This window comes from Aquibium microcysteis (assembly GCF_014495845.1).
GTDB classification, from domain to species: Bacteria; Pseudomonadota; Alphaproteobacteria; order Rhizobiales; family Rhizobiaceae; genus Aquibium; species Aquibium microcysteis.
Window position 1 is genome coordinate 2,128,907 of the sequence record NZ_CP061080.1, and the last position, 11,438, is coordinate 2,140,344.

The 11,438-nt window shown below is 71.0% G+C and carries 5 protein-coding genes; 3 read left to right on the forward strand and 2 right to left on the reverse strand.

Translation table 11 applies throughout. The annotated features are described in order from the left end of the window. The first annotated feature begins 2 nt into the window (after positions 1–2). The 3 genes from IAI54_RS09840 to pbpC all read left to right on the forward strand — a co-directional run bounded on the left by IAI54_RS09840 (position 3) and on the right by pbpC (position 8,499). Positions 3–590, forward strand: a complete 588-nt coding sequence (locus tag IAI54_RS09840) for an NAD(P)H-dependent oxidoreductase (RefSeq protein ID WP_187972172.1) — start codon at positions 3–5, stop codon at positions 588–590. Between the two features lie 167 nt (positions 591–757). Beyond that, positions 758–6,220, forward strand: a complete 5,463-nt coding sequence (locus IAI54_RS09845) for an alpha-2-macroglobulin family protein (protein ID WP_187972173.1) — start codon at positions 758–760, stop codon at positions 6,218–6,220. Positions 6,221–6,402: 182 nt separating this feature from the next. Continuing rightward, positions 6,403–8,499 (forward strand): penicillin-binding protein 1C, encoded by a 2,097-nt coding sequence (gene pbpC, locus IAI54_RS09850; protein ID WP_235679312.1) that lies wholly within the window; start codon positions 6,403–6,405, stop codon positions 8,497–8,499. 560 nt (positions 8,500–9,059) lie between these two features. Here the strand turns inward: pbpC and IAI54_RS09855 are convergent. Continuing rightward, positions 9,060–9,932 (reverse strand): helix-turn-helix transcriptional regulator, encoded by an 873-nt coding sequence (locus IAI54_RS09855; protein ID WP_235679391.1) that lies wholly within the window; start codon positions 9,930–9,932, stop codon positions 9,060–9,062. A 156-nt stretch (positions 9,933–10,088) separates the two neighbouring features. Beyond that, positions 10,089–11,285 (reverse strand): benzoyl-CoA 2,3-epoxidase subunit BoxA, encoded by a 1,197-nt coding sequence (gene boxA / locus IAI54_RS09860; protein WP_187972175.1) that lies wholly within the window; start codon positions 11,283–11,285, stop codon positions 10,089–10,091. Positions 11,286–11,438: the final 153 nt, after the last annotated feature.

Below are 11,438 nucleotides of genomic sequence, written 5' to 3' on the forward strand. Positions count from 1 at the left end.
CCGTGCGTGTCCTCGTCGTCTACTGCCATCCCGTCCCCGAGAGCTTCTGCGCCGCAGTGCGCGACGAAACGCTGGCGGCGCTCGCCTCGGCGGGCCACGAGACCCGGCTGCTCGATCTCTACGCGATGGGCTTCGACCCCGTGATGGGAACCGACGAACGGCGCACCTACAACGACCACGCCCCGACGGACCCGGCGCTCCAGCCCCACATCGAGGCGCTGCGCTGGGCCGACGGCCTCGTCTTCGTCTACCCGACCTGGTGGTACGGCCTGCCGGCCATGATGAAGGGCTGGCTCGACCGGGTCTGGGCGATCGACATCGTCTTCCAGCTGCCGAAGGACGGCGGGCGCATCCGTCCGCTGATGACCCACATCCGCAAGGTGGCGGTGGTGACGACCTGCGGCGCCTCCTTCCTGTGGTCGCACATGATGGGCCATCCCGGCCGCCGCACGGTGCTGCGCGGCATCCGCGCGCTGTGCGGCTGGCGCTGCCGGACCCTGTTCCTGGCGCATTACCGCATGGACGCGTCGACGCCGGCCTCTCGATCGGCCTATCTCGCGAAAGTCCGCGCGCGGCTGTCCGCATTTTAGGCGCAATCCGGGATTTCCCTGCCGCCGGGTCAACGCCGTCGCCACGAGGCGGCGGCCAAGGGCGGACGACCGAAGGCTTGCCGGCAAGTCGCGGAACTGTGGAACACGTCACAGTCCCGCGGCGGGACCGGACCTAGGATCGGCAGACGGGCTTTGGAGGATTTCGGATGCGCGTGTTTCGTCTCGTGGCGGTCGCTCTCGCGGCCATTCTTTTCCATGCGTCGCCGGGGCTCGCGCAGACCGCGCGGCAGGTCGTGACCTCCGCCGACGGCGACTATTTCGGCTTCGACCTGCGCACCGAGCAGAACGTGACGCTCGACCAGTGCAAGGCCGTCTGCCTCGGCGATCCGTCCTGCCGGGCCTTCACCTACAACACCCGCGCGAGCTGGTGCTTCCTGAAATCCGACTACAACGTCCTGAACCCCTTCCCCGGCGCCGTCGCCGGCAAGGTGGTCGACATGATCGGCGAACCCGACATCGGCGCGCCGGCCGAACTCACCTATGTCGCGAGCTACGTGGTGGACGACGCCCGGCGCTGGCGCGACGAGACGCTCGCCCGCGCCGATGCCGGCGGTGCCGGTCTGGTCGCGCTGACGGAGGCCGCGCGCAATGCCATGGCGAACGGCGATCCGCGCGCCGCCATGCTGAACTTCACCAACGCGCTGTCGATCCTGCCCGACGACGGCGGCCTGTGGACCGGGCTCGCCGAGGCCGCGAACGCGGTGCGCCCCGGCGGCGGCGAGAACACCTATTACTACCAGCGCGCCGGCACCGGCTCGGCCATCAACGGCTACCTCCTGTCGCGCACGGCCAATGAGCGCGCCGCGGCGCTGAACGCGCTCGCCGGCGGACTGGAGAAGCGGGCGATGTTCCGCCCGGCCATCACCGCCTACGAGAAGAGCCTCGAACTCGTCTCCTCGCCCCAGATCCAGACGCTCTACGCCGAACTGAAGCGGGCCAAGGGCTTCCGCGTCATCGAGCATACGGTCGATTCCGACAGCGCCAGCCCGCGCGTCTGCGTGCAGTTTTCCGAAGATCTCGTGAAGACTGGCGTCGACTACGCCTCCTTCGTCGGCGTCGACAATGCCCCCACGACCGCCGTCGAACGCGGCGATCGCGAACTGTGCGTGGAGGGCCTCGTCCACGGCGGCCGGTATCGCATCGTCGTGCGTGCCGGTCTGCCCTCGGCGATCGGCGAGGTGATCGGCGAGCCCGTCGCGCTCGACATCTACATCCGCGACCGGTCGCCCTCGCTGCGCTTCACCGGCGAAAACTTCATCCTGCCGGGCAGCGCGCGCCGCGGCATCCCGGTGGTCTCCGTCAACACCGACAAGGCGCAGATCGCCGTCTACCGCATCGGCGAGCGTGCGCTCGCCCGCCTGCTCACCGAATCGCAGTTCCTGCGCCAGCTCGACGGCTACGAAGTGTCGCGGCTGGGCGACGAACTCGGCGAACCGGTGTTCGAGGGCACGCTGGAGATGGCGCCGGAACTCAACAAGGAGGTCGTCACCGCCTTCCCGGTCGACGAGGCCCTGCCCGACCGCAAGCCCGGCATCTACGTCATGACCGCCGTGCCCGAGAACGACCGGAGCGACAGCTGGGAGGCGCGCGCCACGCAGTGGTTCCTCGTCTCCGACATCGGCCTCGTCACCTTCTCCGGCGAGGACGGCCTGTCGGTCTTCGCCCGCTCGCTCGACACGGCGAAGCCGAAGCCCGGCCTGTCGCTGTCGCTCGTCGCCCGCAACAACGAGGTGCTCGGCACCGCCACCACCGACGCCGACGGCCGCGCCCGCTTCGACGCCGGCCTGATCCGCGGCACCGGCGGCATGGCGCCGGCCGTGATCATGGCGAGCGAGGGCGCGGCGGACTTCGTGTTCCTCGACATGACGCGTGCCGGCTTCGACCTGTCGGACCGCGGCGTCGAGGGCCGCGCTTCGCCCGGTGCGATGGACGTCTATGCGTGGACCGAGCGCGGCATCTACCGCGCCGGCGAGACCGTGCATGCAGCGGCGCTGAACCGCGATCCGCGCGCCGACGCGGTCGACGACCTGCCGCTGACCTTCATCTTCCAGCGCCCGGACGGGGTCGAGGATACACGCGTCGTCTCGTCCGGCGCCGAACTCGGCGGCCATGCGGTGGAGCTTGCGCTGGCGCCGACCGCCATGCGCGGCACCTGGTCGCTGCGCGTCCACGCCGATCCGAAGGCCGATCCGATCGCCCAGAAGAGCTTCCTCGTCGAGGATTTCGTGCCCGACCGGATCGAGTTCGACCTCGCGAGCCGGGCCGAGGAAGTCGCGGTCGGCGAGGCGGCGACGCTGACCGTCGACGGCCGCTACCTCTACGGTGCGCCGGCCGAAGGGCTGGCGCTCGAAGGCCAGGTCACGGTCGGCCGCGTCCGCGAATGGGAGGACCATCCCGGCTACGTCTTCGGCCTCGAGGACGAGGAGGACGTCGAGGACACCCGCATCACCCTGGAAGACCTGCCGAGCACGGATAGCGACGGCAAGGCCTCCTTCGACGTGACGATCGATTCGGTGCCCTCCACCACGCAGTTCCTGCAGGCGACGGTGTCGGTGCGCATGGTGGAAGGCGGCGGCCGCGCCGTCGAGCGCTCGGTGGCCATCGACGTGACGCCGCAGACGGCCATGCTCGGCCTGAAGCCGGAGTTCGACGGCTCCGTTTCGGAAGGCGGCACCGCCTCCTTCCGTGTGCTCGCCGTCGACCCGACCGGCCAGCGCATCGACCTGAAGGACCTGTCCTGGACGCTGAAGAAGCTCGACCGCTATTACCAGTGGTACCGCAGCGGCAGTTCCTGGAGCTACGAGCCGATCACCACGTCGAGCCTCATCCAGGAAGGCACGGTCGACGCGTCTGCGACCGCCGAGCCGACGATCGCCGTGCCCGTGACCTGGGGCCGCTACCGGCTGGAGATCGAGACGGCCGATGCCGACGGACCCGCGACCAGCATCGATTTCGAGGCCGGCTGGTATGTCGAGGCCTCGTCGACCGAGACGCCCGACGCGCTGGAGGTGGCCTTCGACAAGGACGCCTATGCGGTCGGCGAGACGGCGAAGCTGAAGCTCTCGCCGCGCTTCGCCGGCGAGGCGCTGATCACCATCGGCGCCGAGAGCGTGCTGTCCTCCTTCACCACCACGGTGCCGGAAGGCGGCGCCACCATCGACATCCCGGTGACGGAGAACTTCGGCGCCGGCGCCTATGTGATGGCGACGCTGTTCCGTCCGGGCGAGGCGCAGGAATCGCGCCTGCCTGCCCGTGCCATCGGCCTGAAATGGCTGAAGGTCGATCCCGGCCAGCGCCGGCTCACCGTCGCCGTCGAGGCGCCGGAGAAGACGCTTCCGCGCCAGCCGCTCGTCCTGCCGGTCTCGGTCGGAGGGCTGGCGCCCGGCGAGGAAGCCTATGTGACGGTCGCAGCCGTCGACGTCGGCATCCTCAACCTCACCCGCTACGAGGCGCCGGACCCGGTGGCCTGGTATTTCGGCCAGCGCATGCTCGGGCTGGAGATGCGCGACATCTACGGCCGGCTGATCGACGGATCGCAGGGCGCCTTCGGCCGTCTCAGGACCGGCGGCGACGGCGGCGCGGCGGCCCCGCAGGGCAACCCGCCGACCGAGAAGCTGGTCGCCTTCTTCTCCGGCATCGTGCGGGTGGACGACGAGGGTCGCGCCAGCGTCGCCTTCGACATCCCGCAGTTCAACGGCACGGTCCGCGTCATGGCGGTGGCCTGGTCGAAGGACGGCACCGGCAACGCTTCGGCCGACGTGATCGTGCGCGATCCGGTCGTCGTCACCACCAGCCAGCCGCGCTTCATGGCGCCCGGCGACCAGGCGCGGCTCCTGCTGGAGATCGCCAACACCGACGGCCCGGCCGGCGAATACCGCCTGGCGCTCACGACCGGCGGCTCGCTGCTGCCGACAGAGGGCGGCGTGCCGGCGACCGTGTCCCTGCCCGCGGGCGGCAAGACGAGCCTGACCGTGCCGCTGACGGCCGACGTTCCGGGCACCGGCGAGGTGCTGGTGGCGCTGACCCATGCGAGCGGCCTCTCCGTCAACCGCACCGCCACCGTCCCCGTCCGCCCCGGCGTGATGCCGGTGACGACGCGCCGCACGGTGACGCTCGCCGCCAATGGCGGCAGCCTGCGGCTCGACGGCGAACTCTTCGCCGGCTCCCTGCCGCAGGGCGCCTCGGTCGCCGTCAACGTCTCGCGCATGAGCGCCTTCGACGTGCCGGCGCTCTTGATGTCGCTCGACCGCTACCCCTATGGCTGCGCCGAGCAGACCACCAGCCGCGCGCTGCCGCTGCTCTACGTCAGCGAACTGTCGAAGGCCTCGGGCCTCGAGGAGGATCCCGCCATCCGCGGCCGCATCGAGGAGGCGATCGCCCGGGTGCTCACCTACCAGTCCTCGTCGGGCAGCTTCGGCCTGTGGCGGCCGAGCTCGGGCGATCTCTGGCTCGACGCCTACGTCACCGACTTCCTGACGCGGGCGCGCGAACAGGGCTATGATGTGCCGGAACAGGCAATGAGCCAGGCGCTGTCGAACCTGCAGAACGCGCTCGCCTACGACACCGACGTCGCCTCGCGCGGCAACGAGATCGCCTATGCGCTCTACGTCTTGTCGCGCAACCGCAAGGCATCGGCGGCCGACCTGCGCTACTATTCCGACACGCAGATCGACGCCTTCGAGAGCCCGATGGCCCGTGCCCAGCTGGCCGCGAGCCTCGCGCTCTACGGCGACGCGGTCCGTTCGGAGGCGACCTTCGGCTCGGCCTACCGGCTCGCCCAATCCGTGCCTGCGGGCTACACGGCGCGCTCCGACTACGGCTCCAAGCTGCGCGACGGCGCGGCCATGCTGGCGCTGGCGGCCGAGAGCCGTCCCGCGCCCGCGCTGATGCCCGCCATGATCGGCTACGTCTCCGACGCCCGTCGCCAGACGACCTGGACGAGCACGCAGGACGAGGCCTGGATGCTGCTCGCCGCCCGCGCGATCCAGCAGTCCGGAGACGACATCCGGCTCGAGGTCGACGGGACGGCCCACCAGGGCGCCTTCGCCCGCCGCCTCGACGGCATGGAGGCGACGGTGACGCCGGTCACGCTCGTCAACCGCGGCGCGGAACCCGTCGACGCCATCGTCACGGTCTCGGCCGCACCCGAACAGCCGCTTCCCGCCGGCGGCGAAGGCTTCTCCATCGAGCGCGCCTACTACACGCTCGACGGCGAAGCGGCGAACGTCATCGAGGCACGGCAGAACGAGCGCTACGTGGTGGTGCTGAAGGTTCGCGAGTTCAACGACTGGCCTTCGCGCATCCTCGTCTCGGACCTCCTGCCGGCGGGCTTCGAGATCGACAATCCGCGCCTCGTCGACAGCGCCGCGCTGGCGAATTTCGACTGGCTGCCGCAGACCGACGCCGTCCACACCGAGTTCCGCGACGACCGCTTCATCGCTGCCTTCAACCGCAGCGGCGGGAGCGATCGCGACGTCACGCTGGCCTACGTGGTCCGCGCGGTGACGCCCGGCGTCTACACGCACCCGGCGGCGAGCGTGGAGGACATGTACCGCCCGCAGCTGTCGGCGCGCACGGCGAGCGGGCTGATGGAGGTGCGGGGCGAGTGAGCGGTAAGCCGACGATGGACGGCTCGACCTGCGCATCGCCTGAGACGGGGGAGCGAACGATACCCCCCTCTGGCCTGCCGGCCATCTCCCCCTCAAGGGGGGAGATCGGCAGCTCCGGTGTCGGCGCCCATCCTGCGACGTCGGCGAGTGGACGCAGCGCCCGCGACAGCCGATCTCCCCCCTTGAGGGGGAGATGGCCGGCAGGCCAGAGGGGGGTTGCCTGGCGCATCGCCCTCTCCCTCGCCGCGCTCGCCGGCCTGTCCCTCCTCGCGCTCGACAGGCTCGACCGCGCCTATCCGCCGCCGCTCGACCGGGCGACGGATTTCTCCCGCGAGGTGGTCGACCGCGACGGCGCGCTGCTTCGGACCTATGCCACCGACGACGGCCGATGGCGGCTGCCGGTCGACATAAAGACCGTGGACCCGCAGTTCCTGCGCATGCTCGTCGCCTACGAGGACCGTCGCTTCTTCGACCACCACGGCGTCGACCCGCTCGCCGTCGGACGCGCCGCCTGGCAGCTGGTCACGCATGGCCGGATCGTCTCGGGCGGCTCGACCATCACCATGCAGCTCGCCCGGCTGATCGAGCCGCGCGAGGAGCGCAGCCTGCCGGCCAAGCTGCGTCAGACGCTGCGGGCGCTGCAGATCGAGCGGCGGCTTTCGAAAGACGAGATCCTGACGCGCTATCTGACGCTGGCGCCCTATGGCGGCAATGTCGAGGGCGTGCGGGCGGCGAGCCTGGCCTGGTTCGGCCGCGAGCCCAATCGCCTGACGCTGCCGCAGGCGGCGCTGCTGGTGGCCTTGCCGCAGTCGCCGGAGGCGCGCCGCCCCGACCGCAACCGCGCAGGTGCGCAGGCCGCGCGCGACCGCGTGCTCGCCCGCATGGCGCAGGCCGGGGTGATCGTCTCGGGCGAGGTTGAGCGCGCCGCCGACGAACCGGTGAGCGGCACGCGCCGGCCCATGCCCGCGCTGGCCGCCCACGCCGCCGACGAGGCGCTGCGGCGGGCGCCCGGCGCGCAGCGCCAGGCCGTGACGCTCGACCGCGGCGTCCAGTCCGCGCTGGAGGACGTCGCGCGCGAGGCCGCCGGGCGGCTCGGGCCGAAGGTCTCGATCGCCATGGTCATGGCCGACGCCGCCACCGGCGAGATCCTCGGCCGGGTCGGTTCGGCCGGGGCCTTCGACCAGGCGAGCGCCGGCTGGATCGACATGACGAAGGCCGAGCGCTCCCCGGGCTCGACGCTGAAGCCCTTCATCTACGGGCTGGCGCTGGAAGACGGGCTGGTGATGCAGGAGACCCTGGTGGAGGACCGGCCGGCGAACTTCGCCGGCTACCGGCCGAAGAATTTCGACATGGACTATCAGGGCGACGTGACCGTCCGCCAGGCGCTGCAGATGTCGCTCAACGTCCCGGCGATCCGCCTGCTGGAAGCGGTCGGACCGATCCGGCTGATGGCGCGGATGCGGCGCGGCGGGGCGGCGCCCCGCTTGCCCGCCGGCGAGGCGCCGGGGCTGGCGATCGGCCTCGGCGGCGCGGGGCTGACGCTCGAAGGGCTCGTCCAGCTCTATACCGGTCTCGCCAATGGCGGACGCGTGGCGCCGCTGCGGCTCTTCCCCGACGCGCCCGCCACGGCCGCAGAGCGCATCCTGTCGCCGCAGGCGGTGTGGCAGGTCACCGACATGCTGTCGGGCGTGACGACGCCGCAGGGCGCGCCGCGCCTCGGCATCGCCTACAAGACCGGCACCTCCTACGGCTACCGCGACGCCTGGTCGGTCGGTTATGACGGCCGCCACGTGCTCGGCGTCTGGGTCGGCCGGCCCGACGGTGGTTCCGTACCGGGGCTGACCGGCTACGGCGCCGCCGCGCCGATCCTGTTTTCGGCCTTCTCGAAGGCCGGCGTCGGGCTGACGCCCCTGCCCCGGCCGCCCGCCGGCGCGCAGCGGCTGGCCGCCGCCGAGCTTCCCTATGCGCTGCGCCGCTTCGCGCCGCCGGGCCAGACGCTCGTGGCGGGCGCGCCGACGGAGCCCGCGCCGGAGATCGTCTACCCGCCGCAGGGCGCCCGCGTCGACCTGGGGGGAGCCGGCGGGGGCACCGCCATGCCGCTAGCGCTGAAGCTCAACGGCGGCCGCGCGCCCTTCCGCTGGCTCGCCAACGGCCGCCCCGTCGACGTCCCCGGCCGCCGCCGCACCGCCGCCTGGACCCCCGACGGCGCCGGCTTCCAGACCCTGACCGTCATCGACGCGGCGGGGCGGGCAGCGAGCGTGCGGGTATTCGTGGAGTAGCGCGAGGCGCGCCGGCGCCGGGGTGCCCCGGCAGCGCTGCCCCCTCGCGCCGCGTCATTCCGGACCGGACGGCGAGCGCAGCGGAGGCGGCCGGATCCGGAATCCACTCCGTGACGTCTGCGGACGGGTTCTCGAAACCATCGGCGTCACGGAATGGTTTCCGGACAGACGCTCCGCGCTCCGCGCGGTACGTCTTCGGGAATGACGCAGGTGTAGCGGCCGGCCGAGACGGCCTCCGCACTCGCACGCCGCCGGCCCCCGCTTTCGTCATCCCGGAACGCGGCGTCGAGCGGAGCGAGACGGCGGGGTACCCCGGCAGCGCTACCCCCCTCGCGCCGCGTCATTCCGCACCGGATGCCGAGCGCAGCGGAGGCGGCCGGATCCGGAATCCATTCCGTGACGTCTGCGGACGGGTTCTCGAAACCATCGGCGTCACGGAATGGATTCCGGACAGACGCTTCGCGCTCCGCGCGGTACGTCTTCCGGGATGACAAAGGGGAAGGGTGACCCCACCGGACCAGCCACGCCGGACCAGCCCCTTCGCCACCGAACGCAGCCGTTCAGCCGTCCTTGCGCTGCACCCTCCCCGCAGGATCCGCCCTATCTCCCAGGATCCCCCGCTGGCGGATGGCGGCCAGTACGTCGGCGAGGCTCTCCTCCAGCAACCGGCCCGAGGTGTCGACGTGAATCGACGCCTGGCGGTAGAGCGCCTCGCGGCTGGTGAGGATGGTGCGCAGTTCCTCCATGGCAGCGGGATTGCCGGCCATCGGGCGGGTGTCGCCCTGCGCGCGCACGCGGCCCATGTGCTCCTCGGGCTCAGCCTTCAGCCAGATGGTGTGGTAGTGGCGCAGCAGGTAGGTGAAGGTCTCGGGCTCGGAGACGATGCCGCCGGCCACCGCCAGCACCAGCGAATCGCTGGTCGCGACGATGCGCTCGACAGACTGGCGCTCCAGCCGACGGTAGCCTTCCTGACCGTAGAGCGCCATGACCTCGTTGACGGGCATGCCGCTCGCCTGCTCGATCTCGACGTTGAGTTCCAGGAACGGCACGCCGAGCCGGTCGGCGGCCAGCCGCCCGAGCGTCGACTTGCCGGCGCCGCGCAGCCCGATGAAGGCGATGCGGCGCCCGCGCCGGAGCGACGGATGCTCGGGATCGAGGATCTCCAGCACCTTCTGGCGCTGCTCGGCCGTGGCGCTGCGGTAGAGCCCCATCACCGTCATGACGTCGGAGTTCCATGGGTCGTCGGCACCGACCAGCCATTCGATGCGGTGGTCGAGCGCCTCGGCGACGCGGCGCAACAGCACGATCGAGATGTTGCCCTCGCCGCCCTCGAGCTGCGCCAGATAGCGCTGCGAGACGCCGGAAATCTCCGCCAGGCGCTTCCGCGAAATGCCCTTGCGCGCTCGCGCCGTGCGCACGCGCTCCCCCACCATCGCCAGCAGCGTGGCGTTGGCAGCGTCCTCGGCAAGGAAGGTTTCGGGCCGTGTGACCCGGCCGTCGAAGCTGACGATTTCGTCCATCTGCACTCTGCATCATCACGAAATATGCATTATAATGCACATTCCGCCCGCAGATGCAACGGAATCCGCTCAGTATGTCTCCACATGGTAGCGTCCCGAATGGCGCATGCCGTCGCGGATCGTCCGCCAGTTCAGCCCTGCCCCGCGCGCGATATCCTCGAAGGCGCTCTCGACGCCGATCTCCATCGCCTTCAGCCCGCAGACATAGACATGGGTGTTTTCCGAGGCGATCAGCGCGGCGATCCTGTCCTTCTCGGCGCGCATGCGGTCCTGGACATATTCCTTCGGCCGACCCTCGACGCGACTGAACACGAGGTGCTTGGCGAGCAGTGCATCCGGCACCTTCTTCAGCGGCCCGAAATAGGGCAGCGACTCGGGCGTGCGCGCGCCGAAGATCAGCGTCATCCCGCCCGAGGGGCCGGCGAGCGCCCGCTGGCGGCGCATGGTGAAGCCGCGGAACGGCGCCGAGCCGGTCCCGGTGCAGATCATCAGGATGTTGGCCTGCGGGTCGTTCGGCATCAGGAAGGTCGAGCCGAAGGGACCGGTCAGCCGCACCTGGTCGCCGCGCGCGAGGTCGCAGACATAGTTGGAGGCGAGCCCCCCCGGCTCGCGTTTGACCGTGAGCGAGAGGTTGTTGGTGTTCGGCCGCTCGCCATCGCGCGGCGAAGAGACCGAATAGAGCCGCATGCGGTGCGGCCGGCCCTGCGCGCCGAGCCCAGGCGGCGCGATGCCGACGCTCTGGCCCTCCAGCACCGGAAACGGCGTGGAACCGAGGTCGAGGATGATGTGGCGGACGTCGGCATCGGCGGTCTCGGCGGTCAGGCGGTAGTTGCCCTGAACGGTCGCGATGGCCGGGTTGGCGTTGGTGAACAGGTTGACGCTCGGCTTCGACGCCGAGGCCGGCGCCTTCGCCGCACCGCCGGCGCCCTTGTGCGCCTCCGCGAGCAGCGCCGCGACCTCGTCGTCGAAGGCCTCGATCGTGCCCGACGTTCCCTCGCCTGCTGCCGGCAGGTCCTCCTGCTCGGGCAGTTCCATCCAGGACAGCTGCTCCTCGAGCGAATAGGGCGTCGCCACCACGCGCCAGTTGTCGATCGAGCCGGTCGGGCACGGCGCGATGCAGTTCATGCAGAAATTGCACAGCGACGCGTCGACCACGACGTTGTTCTCGTCATGGGTGATGGCATCGACCGGGCATGCCTCCTCGCAGGTGTGGCAGCGGATGCAGATTTCCGGATCGATCAGGTGCTGCTTGACGGGTGCGTTCATGGAACTGGCTCGTGTTGGTCGATGGCGGCGGTCGGCAGGCGCGGATGCGGGGGCTGGCTTCCCCGTCCGCCGCCGGTCGGGCCCCGCCCCCTCATGCGGAGGTCGGGGGGGCTACCCCACCCTTCGTGCGGCGGGGCGGGCGATACCCCCACC

Excerpts from the sequence above, each read along its gene's own strand:
- IAI54_RS09845 (WP_187972173.1), top strand. The coding sequence starts at position 758 with ATGCGCGTGTTTCGTCTCGTGGCGGTCGCTCTCGCGGCCATTCTTTTC.
- IAI54_RS09855 (WP_235679391.1), bottom strand. The coding sequence starts at position 9,932 with ATGGTGGGGGAGCGCGTGCGCACGGCGCGAGCGCGCAAGGGCATTTCG.
- boxA (WP_187972175.1), bottom strand. The coding sequence starts at position 11,285 with ATGAACGCACCCGTCAAGCAGCACCTGATCGATCCGGAAATCTGCATC.